This is a genomic window from Porphyromonas sp. COT-239 OH1446 (genome assembly GCF_000768875.1).
Lineage (GTDB): Bacteria > Bacteroidota > Bacteroidia > Bacteroidales > Porphyromonadaceae > Porphyromonas.
Map to the genome: position 1 here is coordinate 15,782 of NZ_JRAO01000018.1, position 16,021 is coordinate 31,802.

The 16,021-nt window shown below is 55.6% G+C and carries 9 protein-coding genes; 6 read left to right on the forward strand and 3 right to left on the reverse strand.

Going from position 1 to position 16,021, the window contains the following annotated elements:
- Positions 1-108: 108 nt before the first annotated feature.
- The 4 genes from HQ37_RS04875 (at position 109) to HQ37_RS04890 (ending at position 5,463) form a co-directional block, all read left to right on the forward strand.
- Positions 109-3,393 carry a protein O-mannosyl-transferase family gene (locus HQ37_RS04875; RefSeq protein ID WP_036881190.1) on the forward strand — a complete coding sequence of 1,095 codons (3,285 nt, stop codon included), beginning with the start codon at positions 109-111 and terminating at the stop codon, positions 3,391-3,393.
- Entirely contained in the window at positions 3,390-4,022 is a 633-nt protein-coding gene (locus HQ37_RS04880; RefSeq protein ID WP_036881191.1) for a polysaccharide deacetylase family protein, read from the forward strand. Before HQ37_RS04875 ends, HQ37_RS04880 begins: the two co-directional genes overlap by 4 nt.
- An 80-nt stretch (positions 4,023-4,102) precedes the next feature.
- On the forward strand, positions 4,103-4,573 hold the full coding sequence (queF, locus tag HQ37_RS04885) for a preQ(1) synthase (protein WP_036881193.1): 471 nt from the start codon (positions 4,103-4,105) through the stop codon (positions 4,571-4,573).
- Entirely contained in the window at positions 4,570-5,463 is an 894-nt protein-coding gene (locus tag HQ37_RS04890) for a diacylglycerol kinase family protein (protein WP_036881194.1), read from the forward strand. Before queF ends, HQ37_RS04890 begins: the two co-directional genes overlap by 4 nt.
- A 124-nt stretch (positions 5,464-5,587) precedes the next feature.
- Here HQ37_RS04890 and HQ37_RS04895 read toward each other — a convergent pair whose 3' ends face one another.
- The 3 genes from HQ37_RS04895 to HQ37_RS04905 all read right to left on the reverse strand — a co-directional run bounded on the left by HQ37_RS04895 (position 5,588) and on the right by HQ37_RS04905 (position 10,300).
- Positions 5,588-8,104 carry a bifunctional UDP-N-acetylmuramoyl-tripeptide:D-alanyl-D-alanine ligase/alanine racemase gene (locus HQ37_RS04895; RefSeq protein ID WP_052080770.1) on the reverse strand — a complete coding sequence of 839 codons (2,517 nt, stop codon included), beginning with the start codon at positions 8,102-8,104 and terminating at the stop codon, positions 5,588-5,590.
- Positions 8,104-8,730, reverse strand: a complete 627-nt coding sequence (gene udk, locus HQ37_RS04900; protein ID WP_036881196.1) for a uridine kinase — start codon at positions 8,728-8,730, stop codon at positions 8,104-8,106. The genes HQ37_RS04895 and udk overlap by 1 nt, the downstream gene beginning before the upstream one ends.
- Before the next feature lie 121 nt (positions 8,731-8,851).
- The gene (locus HQ37_RS04905) at positions 8,852-10,300 is read right to left on the reverse strand and encodes a CCA tRNA nucleotidyltransferase (protein WP_036881197.1); all 1,449 of its coding nucleotides are present in this window, start codon (positions 10,298-10,300) and stop codon (positions 8,852-8,854) included.
- 455 nt (positions 10,301-10,755) lie between these two features.
- Here HQ37_RS04905 and HQ37_RS04915 point away from each other — a divergent pair, with 455 nt between their 5' ends.
- Complete coding sequence (locus HQ37_RS04915) at positions 10,756-14,814, forward strand: glycoside hydrolase family 2 TIM barrel-domain containing protein (RefSeq protein WP_036881199.1); 4,059 nt, start codon at positions 10,756-10,758, stop codon at positions 14,812-14,814.
- 364 nt (positions 14,815-15,178) lie between these two features.
- The gene (locus HQ37_RS04920; protein WP_036881200.1) at positions 15,179-15,952 is read left to right on the forward strand and encodes a DUF5020 family protein; all 774 of its coding nucleotides are present in this window, start codon (positions 15,179-15,181) and stop codon (positions 15,950-15,952) included.
- Positions 15,953-16,021: the final 69 nt, after the last annotated feature.

Here is a 16,021-nt window from a genome sequence, read left to right on the forward strand (position 1 = left end):
AGGGGTGTTTGGCTTTTCTTTAGTACTTTTGTGCCCGATTGACCCTCCGAAGGGCCCGAGGGCCTCTGCAGGAGATTCATCATTCAAATGATAAGCAATTTAGGGATCATGAATTGGAAGCAATTTCGACTAGCTAATAACCTCATGGGGTGGCTGGTCTTTGCCATCGCCACGGTGGTATATCTGATGACCATCAGCCCCACGGCTAACCTTTGGGACTGTGCAGAGTTCGTCGCTTGTGATTACAGGCTGGAGATTGGGCATCCGCCAGGGGCTCCCTTCTACATGCTGGTCTACAATGTTATCTCGCATCTAGCTGGCGACCCCCAGCAGGCAGGTCTGATGGCCAATGCGACCAGTGCCCTGCTCAGTGGTCTCACGATCCTCTTCATGTACTGGACGGTAACGCATATGATGCGTCGGGTGCTAACCCCCGAGTTTCGCCGTGAGGGCCGAGATCGGGAGACAATCACTCGGGCTCAGTCGGTGGTGATCCTAGGGGGGGCTCTTGTGGCCTCGCTCATCTACACCTTCAGCGATACCTTTTGGTTCAGTGCTGTGGAGGCCGAGGTTTATGCCTTCAGCTCGCTCTTTACGGCTGTGGTCTTTTGGCTCATGTTCATGTGGGACGAGCGGGCCGATGAGCCTCGAGCCGATCGCTGGCTCATCCTCATTGCCTATCTGATGGGTTTGAGCATTGGGGTGCACCTGCTCAACCTGCTCTGCCTGCCTGCTATGGCCCTCGTCTACTACTACCGCAGGGCCGAGCGACCCACGCTCCGAGGGGCTGTGCTCTCGGTCGGGGTCTCCTTTGTCTTGATCGTGGTGATGATGTACGGCATCGTGCAGGGAGTGCCCAAGATGGCCGGACGCTTCGACCTCTTCTTCGTCAATACCCTGGGGCTGAGCTTCAATAGTGGCCTCTATACCTATCTCTTCCTCTTGGCCGCTGTACTGGCCTGGTCGGTGTACGAGTCCGCCCGAGCGATCTCGGTGGGCGAGGGCTCGAGCCGCATGCGCCTCTCGGTGCTGCTCTCCATCGTCTTGATGGGTATCCCCTTCTTCGGCAGTGGCGTCGTGCTAGGGCTTGCGCTGAGCACTGCGCTGGGCGTCTTCCTCTTCTCCTACAAGGGACTCAAGCCCCGCTTCGTGCACAGCATGCAGCTGGGCCTGATGGTCATCGCCATTGGCTTCTCCTCCTACGGGGTCATCCTCGTTAGGGCGATAGCCGATACACCGATGAACGAGAATGCCCCCGACAACCCCTTCTCCCTGCGCTATTACCTGGCCCGTGAGCAGTATGGCTCTGCCCCCCTCATCTATGGGCCTACCTTCGCCTCGAGGCATTCGGGCGTCGAGGATGGCGAGGAGGTCATGGGCAAAGCCCCCCGAGAGGATGAGTCTGAGCCCGACCGCTACGTCGTGCGCTACCGCAAGCCTGAGCCTCGATACGATGCTTCGCAGAAGATGCTCTTCCCTCGTGTCTACAGCCCCTCGCACACAGAGGGGTACAACCGATGGATGAACCGCCGAGCCGACGACTACACGCCCCCAACCTTCGGCGAGAACCTCCTCTACTTTTGGAACTATCAGGTCAATCACATGTACTGGCGTTACTTCCTTTGGAACTTCGTCGGTCGGCAGAATGACCTCCCCGCCGATGGTGGACGCCTACGAGGCAATGCCATCACAGGCCTAGACTTCATCGACCGCTACTTCGTCGGCTCTAGCGAGGGAATGCCCGAGTGGCTCAAGGGCAACAAGGGGCGCAACGTCTACTACGCCCTGCCGCTCATCTTGGGCCTAGTGGGCATGTTCTATCAGATCTCTCGCACCCGACTGCGCCGCCTCTCCAATGGCAAGCAAGAGGAGCAGGCCGTCGGCCTGGAGAGCTTTTGGATTGTCTTCATGCTCTTCTTCATGACTGGCCTAGCCATCGTCCTCTACATCAACCAAAAGCCCAATGAGCCTCGAGAGCGAGACTATGCCTACGCAGGTTCGTTCTACGCCTTCGCCATGTGGACAGCCTTTGGCGTGGCAGCCCTGTGGTCGCTGCTGCGTCGGGCCAAGCTCTCCAGCCTCACCTCAGCCACTGTGGCAACCCTCATTGCCCTCCTCATCCCCATACAAATGGCAGGGCAGAACTGGGACGACCACGACCGATCGGGCCGTACCCTAGTGCGCGATATTGGGATCAATTACCTCGAGAGCTGCGAGCCGAATGCGATCCTCTTCTGCTTCGGCGACAACGATACCTTCCCCCTATGGTACATCCAGGATGTCGAGGGCGTACGTACCGACGTGCGTACGGTCAATATGAGCTATCTAACGGGTGAATGGTACGTTGATCAGATGAAGCGAGCCACCTACGAGGGTAAGCCCTTGCCTCTGAGGCTCATGAAGCCCAGCTATTACTATTACCACGAGGCAGCCTACCTCGACCCCAAAGCCTCTGCTCCGATGTCCGTGCCCGAGGCCCTCACCCGAGTGGTCGATGGATCGAGCCGAACAGCCCGTGGCGAGGCCGTCTTACCCTCGAATACCCTCTATGTCGATGTCGATAGTGCTGAGGTTGCCAGTCGCCTCTTCGCCAGCGAGCCCGACCTCGCCCGACGGGTACTGCCTCGTCTGCCTATCTCGGTCAAGGCCAAGCGTTACCTCGATCGCTCGGGCCTCAGCATCCTCGACCTTATCGAGAGTAACCGCTGGGAGCGTCCCCTCTACTGGACCTTCACCTCGCCCCGCAATGCTTATGACAATATGCCTCTACATATGATGCAGACCGGCATGGCCTACCAGCTCCTGCCCATCTCGCTCGAGGGTTCAAAGGCCGACAGCCTCCCCGCCCTCGATGCCGTACGCATCGAGCAGATGTACGACAATGTCATGAATAGGTTCGTATGGGGTGGGGCAGACAACCCCTCCATCTACTTCGATGCTACAGGGCGTGAGACGCTACAGGGCGTGCGTGTGGGTGTCTATGAGGTGCTCGCTCGTGCGCTGATCAATCGGGGCGACAAGGAGCGTGCCCAGAGGGTGCTACAGAGGTGTCTCGAGGTCATTCGCCCCGAGGTCGTGCCCTATGACTTCCGCTCGATTCGTCTAGCGCAGAGCCTCTACGAGGCAGAGATGAAGCTAGAGGCCGACAAGCTCATCGAGGCCGTCGGCTCGGATGCTATGAAGTCGCTCGCCTGGTACTTCCGCCTGTCCGATCATCTGCTCGAGGCCGTCTACAAAGATCGGGAGATTGATCTCGCCCTCGAAACTGCTCTGATGGCTCTACAGCTCTCGAAGAAGTATGGCAGCCAGGTGATGGAGCCCTACACGCAGCAGCTCGCCCAGTACAGCAAGCTACTCCTGCCAGCCTCCCCTCAGCAAGGTCAAGCTCGATGATCGGTAAGTTCCTCAGTCGAGTGCCCTTGGCCTATCGGATGCTCTTCCCAGGGGCTCGCTGGCGCATCCCTGCGATCAAGGGTAAGAGCATCTACCTGACCTTCGACGATGGCCCTATCCCCGAGGTAACGCCTTGGGTGCTGGATCAGCTCGATGAGCTAGGGGTCAAGGCGACCTTCTTCTGCGTGGCAGACAATGTGCGCAAGTACCCCGATCTCCTGGCCGAGATCCTGCACCGTGGCCACCAGGTGGGCAATCATACCTATCACCACCTCAAGGCCCTGGGCTGCTCCACCTCCCGCTATATGGAGGATGTATATGCAGCCCATGAGCTGCTGCAGACACGCTACTTCCGTCCACCATATGGACACCTAAAACTCTCACAGACACGAGCTCTGAGCCACAGCTTCGAGATCGTGATGTGGGATGTCTTGACCCGAGACTATAACCCGAGGATCAGCCCTGAGTGCGTGCTCGGCTACGTCAAGCAGTATGCCCGCAATGGCTCTATCGTTGTCTTCCACGACTCGATCAAGGCCGAGCGCAATATGCGCTATGCCATGCCCGAGGCTGTACGCTGGTTGCAGGCCGAGGGTTATCACTTCCTCCGTATGGGGGATGCCCCTTAGGGGGCTACCTAGATCCTCGTGCCCCCACTGAGGTGGGGCGAGGTAGGAGCATCTTTGTCAAATCGTTAATGAACCAATCTATGAGCAGTATTAGAGAAGCAGAACAAGAGCTTACCCTCCTTGGGGGAAGCACCGTATACCGTCAAGACTATGCCCCCGAGTGCCTCGAGGTCTTCACCAACAAGCACCAGGAGAGCGACTATTGGGTGCGTTTTCATTGTCCCGAGTTTACCTCTCTGTGTCCTATCACGGCACAGCCCGACTTCGCCACGATCTACATCAACTATATCCCCGATGTCAAGATGGTCGAGAGCAAGAGCCTCAAGCTCTATCTCTTCAGCTTCCGTAGTCATGGGGCTTTTCACGAGGATTGTGTCAATATCATCATGAAAGATCTAATCCGGATCATGGATCCTCGCTACATCGAGGTGTTGGGCGACTTCACTCCACGAGGGGGGATCAGCATCTTGCCCTATTGTGTCTATGGTCGTCCAGGGACGAAGTACGAGGCACTGGCAGAGCAGAGGCTGGCTAACTATCCAGTACGATGAGAAAGGTTCTTGCCATTATCAATCCGATCTCTGGCACTGGCTCGAAGACCAGCATCCCGATGCTGCTCGCAGAGGCCTACCAGGAGACCGACCTCCAGCTCTTCGTTACCTATACGAAGGAGGGTGGACATGCTTACGAGCTCGCCCGCCAAGCTGTCGAGCAGGGTTACGAGTATGTCATTGCCGTCGGCGGTGATGGTACGGTCAATGAGATCGCTAAGGCCCTTATCTATACCGATACAGCACTGGCTATCATCCCCAAAGGCTCGGGCAATGGCCTGGCTCGAGCCCTAGGGATGCCGATGCGAGAGCGTTCAGCTATCGATGCCATTCTGCGAGGCAGTGTGCACGTCATCGACTGCTGCAAGGCCAATGGCCGGCCCTTCTTCTGTACCTGCGGGATGGGCTTTGATGCCCAGGTGAGCAAGCAGTTTGCCGAAGCTCCCTTCCGAGGCCCTCTGACCTACTTCGCAACGATGGTGGACAAGTACATCAACTTCAAGCCCGAGCTCTATCGCATCAGCATAGAGGACGGGCAAGAGGTGTGGGAGACAGAGGCCTTCATCGTCGCTGGGGCTAATGCCTCGCAGTATGGTAATAATGCCTATATTGCACCCAATGCCAGCATGACAGACGGGATGATCGACCTAATCGTGCTGCGCCCCTTCGGAGGGCTCAAAGCTCCGCAGGTAGCTCTTCAGCTCTTTACTAAGAGGCTAGAGAGTAGTAATCTTCAGGACTCTTTCAAGGTCTCTCGGGCTATCATCGAGCGTAGCAAGGCTGGCCCAGTCCATTTGGATGGCGAACCGATCGAGATGGGCACTCGCCTGGAGATCGAGGTCGTACCTGCCTCGATCAAGGTCATTACCCCTGCGGCAGAGGTCCTTTAGCCCCTCGAGCTCGAGTATTCCTCCTCCATAGTCTCTCGTTATATAAGACTCGAGCGGGGCGAAGCTTAAGCTTCGCCCCGCTCGAGCGTTGTGTAGAGGTGTTGTAGGGCCTCATACCTCTCGCTTACTCCTGGTAATAGAGGCGCTGCACACGAGGAGAGATAGAGGTTATGATCTCGTAGGTAATTGTCCCACAGATCTTCGCCATTGCTTCGACGGGAAGCCTAGGAGAGCCGAAGAGTAGCACTCGATCGCCCTCGCAGACCTCTGGCACGTCTGTAACATCAATCATGCAGGCATCCATGCAGACATTGCCAATGGTGGGGCAGAGCTGGCCTCGGATCTCCACCTGGTAAGCTCCTCGGCTAAGATTGCGACCGAAGCCATCGGCGTAGCCAATAGGGATCACTGCAATGCGAGAGGGGCGGGAGAGTCGAGAGCTACACCCATAGCCGATGTATTCGCCCTCGTGGAGCTGCTTGATCTGTAGGATGGTGGTCGAGAGCTGCACGACAGGATGTAGTTCCGAGCCTGTGGGGCTGAGCCCATAGAGCCCAATGCCTAGACGAGCCATATCCATCGCTCGATGGGCAAATCGCTCCATCCCAGCAGTATTGAGGATGTGTCTCAGGGGGCGATAACCCAGTAGCTGGACTAGACGTTCGTAAGCCTCGTCGTAGAGGGCAAACTGTCGCTCGGTATAGTTGTCTAGCTCGGGCATATCTGCCGAGGAGAGGTGGCTGAAGACGCTACGCACGATCAGCGTATCATCCTCGCAGAGAGCCCTAGCGGCAACTTCTAGCTCCTCAAGGCAGAAGCCCAGGCGATGCATCCCTGTGTCGAGCTTGAGGTGGATGCCGAAGCCTCGTATCCCAAGCCGTCGAAGCTCCGCTCTTAGAGCTTGTAGCAGCCTGAGGCTATAGATCTCGGGCTCGAGCTGATAGGCAACGAGGGTCTCCACGCTCTGAGGCTCAGGGTTCATGATGAGCAGCGGGCTCTTGATCCCCTTGAGGCGAAGCTCCTTGCCTTCGTCGGCCACAGCTACGGCAAGGTAGTCCACCCGATGCTCCTCGAGTGTTCGGGCGATCTCGAAAGCTCCTAGCCCATAGGCATCGGCCTTGATCATGCAGATCATCTGATGCCCTTGAGGCATGAGTGAGCGGTAATGTTTGAGGTTTGAGACCAAGGCCGAGAAATTAATCTCTAGCGTGGTCTGATGCTCTCTCAGGGAGTAGGAGCGATAGATCCGTTCGAAGGCGAACCTGCGCCCCCCCTTGAGCAGAATACACGAGTGTCGCAGTCCCTCAAGCTTGCCCGAAGACAACAGCTCGTCCGTTGTGGCAAAGAAGTCTGCCTGCACCCCCTCGAAGCAGCACTTCTGTCCCATGAGTGCAGGCCCTACACCTAGTAACCTCTTGACCCCTAGGTGGTCGAGTAGACGTGCAACCTCATGATAGAGCTCCTCCTCCCCTAGGCCACTCTCGGCGATGTCTGAGAGGATGACTACAGCCTGTGCCCCTGCTCCCTCGGCCTTACGTCTGAGGAAGTCTAGGGCGATCTGTAGCGAGAGTAAGTCGTTGGAGTAGGAGTCGTTGATGATCGTATTGCCAAAGACACTAGCCTTGACCTCTAGGCGCATGGATATAGGTCCAAGGCTTTGAGTGAGCTCTAGATCCTCCAGCAGCTCAGGGCATAGGTATGCTGTTGTGGTGAGAGCGTGGAGGGCATCCATGAGGTAGGCCTCGTCCGTGAAGGGAAGCTCGTAGCTATATCGCTTGCCTGAGATCTCCAGCTCTAGATAGGTGTGCGAGGCCTCTATTCTCTCGTGGGCAATGAAGACGAAGGCCGAGCGATCTTTCCTGCTCCACCCCCTCAGACGAGCCTGCCAGCCTCGCTCTTCAATGGCCTTCATGATGCGAGGATCGTCCATCGAGGCGATCAAGGTCTCGACCCCTTCGAAGAGGTTGAACTTCTCGCTCAACAGCTCCTCCTGGCTGCTGAAGTGCTCAGCATGAGCCTGTCCGAGGGTGGTGAAGATGCCTATCTGAGGACGAATGATGCGAGAGAGGCGGCTCATCTCGCCAACCTCGGAGATCCCAGCCTCGATGAGGGCAATATCCACCTCGGGGGATATTTGCAGGATGGATAGGGGGACGCCGATCTGAGAATTGTAGCTGCGGGGAGATCGGCCTACCTCCATCCGCCGAGAGAGTAGGGTAGCGACGAACTCTTTGACGATCGTCTTGCCATTACTTCCTGTGATGCCGACTACAGGCATAGTCCACCTAGAGCGATGGTGTGCCGCTAGAGCTTGGAGGGCATCAATCGACGAGGCAACCTGCCACAGGTTGGCCTCGGGCAACAAGTTCCGAAGGGGCTCAAGGCTCTGCTCTACGACAAACGAACGAACGCCTCGACCGTATAGCTCGACGAGATAACGATGCCCATCGCCCGAGCCCGTGCGGATAGCGAAGAAGAGAGTCCCCTCCGTCTCAACCAGTGAGCGACTGTCCGTGAGGCAGCGATAGATCCCCCCTCCCTGCCTGAGGTGATGTGCCTGGGCATGGACGATCTCGGCCAATTGTTCGGCCGAGCAGAGTGAGCAGAGTGGGATTGTAGAGGTAGCTTCGGTGATGGTCATTATTGGATGAGCGAGCGGATATTCTCGATCAATAGGGCTAGAGCTACAGAATTGAAGCCTCCCTCGGGAATGATGATGTTAGCATACCTCTTACTGGGCTCGACGAAGTCTCGATGCATGGGCTTGACGGTGGAGAAGTACTGCTTGAGTACGGAGCTCATATCTCGTCCTCGCTCCTGCACATCCCGCACAAGCCTTCTAGCCAGGCGGACGTCATCGTCCGTATCGACGTAGACACGCACGTCCATGAGCTCTCGGAGCGTCTTATTCTCCAAGATCAAGATACCGTCGAGGATAATAACCTTGGCGGGGTGCACAAGCACGGTCTGAGGGAGGCGATTGTGTTCGGTGAAGGAGTACACTGGCCGATGGATGCTCTTGCCTGCCTTCAGAGCCATAATGTCCTCGATCATCATATCTGTATCGAAGGCATCGGGATGGTCGTAGTTGAGGGCCGAACGCTCGCTCAGACTCAGGTCGTTGTGGGCCTTGTAGTAGAAGTCGTGGCAGAGGGTGGTTACCTGCTCCTCGGCGAAGGCTTCCTGTAGTTTGCGGACTAGAGTGGACTTGCCCGAGGCCGAGCCACCAGCCACACCGATGATCGTAGGGGTAAATGTAGTATCCATAGCGATGCTGTTATGATGATAATGATAATTGCCCTAGTATGCCCTAAGCTTAGGGCTGTGCCTCAAAGATACGCAACATCTGGGATACACGCCCCACCTTTAGTTCGCTCGAGGTTTCGTGTCATTTCTTTGGCGACAGACCGAGTGAAGCTCCCACCTCGAGCATATAGGCATGGGCAGGGGCATATTCGTTGGGGATAGTCCCCTCGAGGATGGCATCCTTGATGGCGTCCTTGATGATACCGATTTCCTTGCATGGCGAGAGAGAGAAGGCCTGCATGATCAGAGCTCCATCGACAGGGGGTTGGAAGTTTCGGATGCGATCCTTCTCCTCAATGTCCTTGAGCTTGCGTCTGACCACGACATAGTTGTCGAGGTATTTGCGTACTCGTGCGGGGTTCTTGCTCGTGATGTCAGCCTCGACGAGGAGCATTAGATCGTCAATATCGTCCCCTGCCTCGAAGAGTAGTCTGCGTACGGCCGAGTCTGTAACGCCTTCGTCCACAAGTGTGGCGGGGCGCATGTGCAGATCGACCAGCTTCTGCACGTACTTGAGCTTGTTGTCTAGGGGAAGGCGTAGGCGGCGGAAGATCTTGGGAAGCATCTTCGCTCCCACATAGTTATGGTTGTGGAAGGTCCAGCCGATCTTGCGGTCAAATCGCTTTGTTCTAGGCTTACCAATGTCGTGCAGCAGAGCAGCCCACAGGAGCCAGAGGTCTTCGTCCTTGAGGCCTCTAGCCCATAGGACTTTGGCCAGGTTGTCCACGACCTTGTAGGTGTGGGTTAGGTTATCCTTGTGCCCGACCCCGTCTTTGGTCTCAGCCCCTTTGAGCTCGAGGAGCTCGGGGAAGACCTCCTGCATGAGGCCTGTCTGCTCGAAGAGTTCTAAGCCAATTGAAGGGCGGGGGCTCATCAATATCTTGTTGAGCTCGACGATAATACGCTCGGCCGAAACAATCTCTATACGTTTGGCATTGCGTGCGATGGCTGAGAAGGTGTCGGGATCAATGAAGAAGCCGAGCTGTGAGGTGAAGCGAATGGCGCGCATCATACGCAGCGGGTCGTCGCTGAAGGTGATATCCGGATCGAGTGGTGTGCGGATCGTAAGCCCTTCCATGTCCCCAAGCCCATCGAAGGGATCGATGAGTTCACCGAAGCGATCTGCATTCAGGCAGATGGCCAGGGCATTGATCGTGAAGTCTCGACGCTGCTGATCCTCCTCGAGCGTCCCATCTTCGACCACCGGCTTGCGGCTGTCTCGGCTATAGCTCTCTCGTCGAGCTCCAACGAACTCGATCTCTAGGTCGCCATGCTTGACCTGTGCCGTGCCGAAGCGGGCAAAGACTGACAGATGGGCCTTGCGTCCCAGACGCTTTGCCACGGCTTGGGCGAGATCGATCCCTTTGCCGACAGAGACCACGTCTATGTCTTTGCTGGGGCGATGAAGGATGAGGTCTCGTACGAATCCTCCGACGACATAGGCTTCGATACCAAGTTCGTCAGCGCAAGCTCCTATGAGCCTGAAGGTCGGGGTGTCTATCTTGTCGTAAATAAAATCTTCGTCTATCATACGTCCGCAAAGGTAAACATTCTCCTCCGATGGCCCTCCTACCTATCGCACTCCATCAAGCTCCTATCTATGCCTCGATTGAGGCCCTACTTATACCTCGGTCGAAGTCCTACTTATACCTCTGTGGCGATCCTATTTATACCTTTACCGAGCCTCTACTTGGGTCTCCACTACATCTCGATCGAGGCCTCTATCGAGGTCCTATCTTAGAGCTCATTCGTATATCTGTCGAGGGCTCTGCCGAGGGGCTACGGGTAGATCGGAGATGCTAGCAGGAGAGCCTCTGTCCTCACCTCTCTGACAGCTCACCTCTGTAGGTTGCGCAGAGGCTCGTTTAGCTCATCTTGACAGCTTACTCAAAAAGATTATCTTTGCTCAGATTTGCCCCTAAGCTGAGGGGAATGCTGCGTCGCAATTATTCAAAGATCATTTATCAATAATTTACCAAACACAACATGAGCAAGATCTCTTTGCTAGCCCTCTGTGCTACGATGACGCTCTCCGCTTTGGCCAATACTCCCGTCCCCACACTCAAGGGCTTCGGCTATGGTCAGCAGAGTGCGCCGAATGGCTCTGAATGGCAAGCCCCCGAGCAGTATGCGCATGGCAAGGAACAGCCCCATGCCTACTTCTTCTCCTTTGCCTCCACGTCCTCGGCAGTGCGTGTCCTGCCTGAGCACAGCGAGTACTATCGTTCGCTCGATGGGGCTTGGCAGTTTCATTGGGTTGGGCATCCCGACGAGCGTCCGAAAGACTTCTACGCCACCGACTACAACGCCTCGTCTTGGGACACCGTAGAGGTACCGATGAACTGGAATGTCTACGGCATCCAAAAGAATGGTCAGCAGAAGTACGGTACGCCGATCTATGTCAATCAGCCTGTGATCTTCAAGCATGAGGTGAAGGTCGATGACTGGCGTGGCGGGGTGATGCGTACCCCTCCACAGAACTGGACTACCTACAAGCATCGCAACGAAGTGGGTTCATACCGCCGCACCTTTGAGATCCCCAGCGACTGGGACGGGCGTGCGGTCTATATCAACTTCGATGGGGTGGACTCCTTCTTCTACCTTTGGATCAATGGCCAGTATGTTGGTTTCTCCAAGAATTCACGCAATCTGGCCAGCTTCGACATCACCTCCTATCTGCGTCCAGGGGCGAACGTGGTGGCTGTCGAGGTCTATCGCAGCAGCGACGGCTCCTTCCTCGAGGCACAGGATATGTTTAGACTGCCAGGTATCTATCGCTCAGTCTACCTCACCTCCAAGCCTCAGGTGCAGATCCGAGACCTACAGATTATCCCCGACCTAGACGCCCAGTATCGTGAGGGCAGTTTAGCTCTCTCGGCAGAGCTACGCAACCTCTCCAAGAGGTCTGCCAAGGATCTACGAATAGACTACTCTCTCTATTCGCTGCCCCTCTACTCGGATCAGCCCATCCTTATCTCGGGAGCTACGGCACAGACCGCTCGGCTCAAGAAGCTCGCCTCGGGTGAGCGCACCATCCTCAAGGCTGAGCTCATGCTCTCCAAGCCCCAGCTTTGGTCAGCCGAGAGCCCCTATCGCTATCTCGTGGTAGCCGAGCTCAAGGATCGCAAGGGACGTGTGCTCGAGACGGTATCGACCTACACGGGCTTCCGCAAGGTTGAGATCAAGGAGACAAAGGCCGAGGAGGATGAGTTCGGCCTCTCGGGGCGTTACTACTACATCAACGGCAAGACAGTCAAGCTCAAGGGTGTGAACCGCCACGAGACCAATCCCGCTCGTGGTCATGCGATTACCCGAGAGCAGATGGAGCAGGAGGTCATGATTATGAAGCGGGCCAACATCAACCACGTGCGCAACTCGCACTATCCGACCGATCCCTACTTCTATTACCTCTGCGACAAGTATGGGATTTACCTCGAGGATGAGGCCAACATCGAGTCGCACCAGTATCACTATGGCAAGGCATCGCTCTCGCATGTGCCTGAGTTTGAGACTGCCCATACGAACCGCATGCTCGAGATGGTGTATGCCACCATCAATCACCCCAGCATTGTCATCTGGTCTTTGGGGAACGAGGCAGGCCCTGGGATCAACTTCGTGAAGTCTTACCAGGCTACCAAGGCCGTCGATACGAGCCGCCCTATCCAGTACGAGCGCAACAACGACATCGTCGATATGGGCTCGAACCAGTACCCAAGTATCCCTGGCACTTTCGAGCTAGCAAGCGGCAAGACGAAGGCAAAGTACCCCTTCCATATCTCCGAGTACGCCCACTCTATGGGTAATGCTGTCGGGGGGCTCGAGGACTACTGGAAGGCTATTGAGTCTACCAACTTCATCTGTGGCGGAGCTATCTGGGACTGGGTCGATCAAGCCCTCTACAACTACACCCCCGAGGGCAAGCGATACCTCGCCTATGGTGGCGACTTCGGCGATACCCCCAACGACGGGATGTTCGTGATGAATGGTATCGTTTTCGCAGATCTAAGCCCCAAGCCTCAGTACTATGAGGTGAAGAAGGTGTATCAGTATATCGGCACAGAGCTCGTCTCGGCAGAGGGCGGGGCTGCGAAGATCCGTGTACACAACAAGAACTACTACACCGACCTCTCCGACTATCGTCTACGCTGGAGCATCCTGCGCAATGGCCACAAAGTCCGTGAGGCTTTCGCTGAACTTCCTCGTCTAGAAGCTCGCCAGCGTGCCGAGATCACGATCCCCTATGAAGTTAAGATGGCCGAAGACCCTAGTGGTGAATACTTCCTCAAGCTAGAGTATATCCTCGCCCAAGATATGCCCTGGGCCAGGGCTGGCTATGTACAGGCAGATGAGCAACTCCTCCTGCGCAAGCCCATCACTAAGCCCTCTATTGCCCAGGGACAGACGGGCAAGCTGACGTCCGACCTCCCTACCCCCAAGGGCAAGAAGAAGGCAAAGGAGCAGCCCTACACTACGATCGAGGGTAATGGCTTCACCGCTGTCTTCGACAACGCCCTGGGGACTATCCACAGCCTTAAGTATGGCTCGGACGAGGTGATTACAGCGGGCAATGGGCCTAAGCTCCACCTCTTCCGTGCACCCTGCGACAACGATATTTGGGTCAGAGGTGCATGGGGCAAGAATGGCCTGCACAACCTACAGCACAGAGTCCTCAAGTCCTCTGCCTACAAGCACCGAGATGGAATGATCGTGCTGCACTTCAACGTAGAGAGCCAAGCACCTCAAGGGGCAAACCTATACGATCATAGGGCGTCGGGTCGCTACAAGGTAGACGAAGAGACGGACAAACCCTTTGGGATGGAGGACTTCAAGGTCAATAGCGAGCTCGTATGGAGCATCTACCCCGATGGTTCGATCGAGCTCAATACAACGCTCGTGAGCAACAAGCCTAAGTTAGCTTTAGCAAGGCTTGGCTACGAACTTGTCGTTCCCAAGCACTATAGCTACTACAGCTACTACGGTCGTGGACCCATCAATAACTACTCCGACCGTAAGAGCAGTCAGTTTGTAGAAGTGCATCGCAGCACTGTGGCCGAACAATTTGTGAACTTCCCCAAGCCTCAGACGATGGGCAACCGTGAGGATGTTCGCTGGGCAGCCCTCTCCAACGATGCTGGTCGTGGACTCCTGGTCGTGGCTGGAGATCGGATGAGCACCTCTGCTCTACCCTGGAGTCAGATGGAGCTCATGATGGCTCCACATCCACACCAGCTACCAGAGATGGGCGACACGCATCTGCACTTGGATGCCAGTGTGAATGGTCTCGGTGGAGCTAGCTGTGGTCAGGGAGGCCCTCTAGATCATTGTCGTAGCTTCGCCAAGCCCCAACGTTTCAGCTTCATCATCCGCCCCTACGACAAGGCTCGTGAGCAGGAGCTCACTCAGGTATCTTCTCTAGCGATGGAGCTGCCTGTGCTCATCGATCGCGACCATCGTGGTATGCTTACGCTCTCGCATCCTGTAGGCTCTGAGATCAAGTATACCATTGATGGCGGTAAGGATCAGACCTATACGACACCCATCCAGCTGCGCAGTGATGGAGAGGTCGTGGCTTGGTCTATGCACACTCCTCACATCAAGAGCTATATCAAGTACGGCAAGATAGAGACCGTACCCCTGAACATATCCTATGTAAGTAGCGAGGAGATCCACTATGGCGAGGGGGCGAGTAACCTGATCGACCAAGATCCTGCTACTTTTTGGCACTCTGTCTACTCTGTAACTGTGGCTCAGTACCCACACTGGATCGACTTCGATATGCAGGAGGAGCAACCTATTAAGGGCTTCACCTATCTGCCTCGCCAGGATGGTGAAAATGGTCGTATCAAGGACTATGTCATCGAAGTAAGCACCGATGGCAAGACCTGGACTGAAGTACACAAGGGTAGTTTCGATCGCAATAAAGATCTCAAGCGTGTCGAGTTCTCAGTGATTTCAGCTCGCTATGTGCGCTTCAAGGCCCTGAGCTCTCATGCGGGTAATGACTTCGCTTCTGGGGCAGAGTTTGATGTGATTTCAGCAAATTAATTCCCTTAGTCAAGTTGATAGAGATGATCGGGGTCTCGGTGCCACAGCACCGAGACCCCGATCTCTTTGTGGAGGGAGGCTCGAGCCGCTCCTTGGGCAGTCCTCTAAGTTTGTTTGCGGACGAAAAATTATCTCTTCAGGCAGTCCCTCAAATTTGTGTGCGCAGAGAAATAAATTTTCGTGCGCACGAAAATTTATTTTCTTCCGCAAGAAAAAATATTTTCTTCCGCAAGAAAATTAGAGGCCCTTTTTGAGCCCCCCTCCGCCCCTAGGCATAGCTCTCAAGAGGGGAGGGGATGGCCTATAATCACTATCTTTGCACAACAAGGTGGCACTGTCGCTACCTTATATATATTATATACTTATGACCAAAACCATTCATTTCGTACGGAGGGCATCGATTGTCCTCTCTCTTGTGCTTGGAGCTCAAGCCTTGCCAACCTCGGCGCAGAACATTCAGCTACATTATGACCTCGGTCGCTATACCCATCCCGAGGTGCAGGCCTCCCGCCCTAGGATGACCGCAACGCTAGAGCAGCAGAGCCTAGATCGCTGGGGAGACACCTTCTATTTTGTCGATATGAGTTGGCTCGATCAGGGGGCTGTAGCAGCGAATTGGAAATTCATGCGTAATCTACGCTTTTGGCGTTCGCCCTTCTCTTGGCATGTGCGTTACGATGGGGGCTTGCGCTTTGTTGCTCCTCATGCTCCCTCTCCCGCATTATCCTCGAGGGCTATTTCTATCAAGGATGCTTTCATGACAGGAGGGACCTACACCTACCTCAGCTCGGACAGGAGGCTGATGCTCAGCCTCTCGCTCCTCTACAAGTATATCAAGGGGCACGGCAAGCCTCACAATGTCGAGCTATGCCCCGTTTGGCGTTACAATAGTCCTAGCGGATTGCTGACGGCCTCGGGCTTTATCAGCCTGTGGACAGAGCAGGACGACAGAATGGGTTGGGGGACAAACTTCAAGCTCATGAGCCAACCCCAGCTGTGGGTCAATCTGAATCGCCTCAAGGGCTTCGCCCGAGACTTCAACCTAAGTCTGGGTACAGAGCTACGCATCTCGCGCAATATTGATGCTCCGCAATGGATCTGTGCCCCTACGTTGGCTCTGAAGTGGAGCTTCAAATAGCAAGGCTGTCAGCAAATAACACTACCTTTGCTCTCCCTGAGCTTTCTCCCCTGTCCTCCGTTTTTAGGA